This is a genomic window from Pseudomonas sp. PME37.24/025 (genome assembly GCF_055556615.1).
Genome location: NZ_JBVHNK010000425.1, coordinates 1 through 245, shown reverse-complemented (window position 1 = coordinate 245; position 245 = coordinate 1). Strand labels below are relative to the sequence as shown.

The window sequence follows — 245 nt, the reverse complement described above, 5'->3', positions numbered from 1 at the left end:
CACCACACCGGGAGCATGAACGGCGCAGCCACGGTGGACACGAACATCAGTGCCAGACCACCGCCGGCGAGAATCAGGAAGCAGGCTCGGACGCCGAGGCCGACGAGGGTCGCGACGACCAGCCCGATGGACAGAACGACCGCCGCAAGGATGCCGACACCGTCCGGTGCCGTGAGGCTGCGGATTGTCGCGACCCCCGTCACCACGATGACACTGGCCGCGGCGGCCAGACGCCATTTCGGTCG

Annotated in this window: 1 protein-coding gene; it reads right to left on the bottom strand. The window is 68.6% G+C overall.

Annotated elements, in window-relative coordinates; genetic code table 11:
• On the bottom strand, positions 1–245 hold a 245-nt coding region (locus ACZ3HH_RS30930), incomplete at both ends, for a hypothetical protein (protein WP_465810512.1).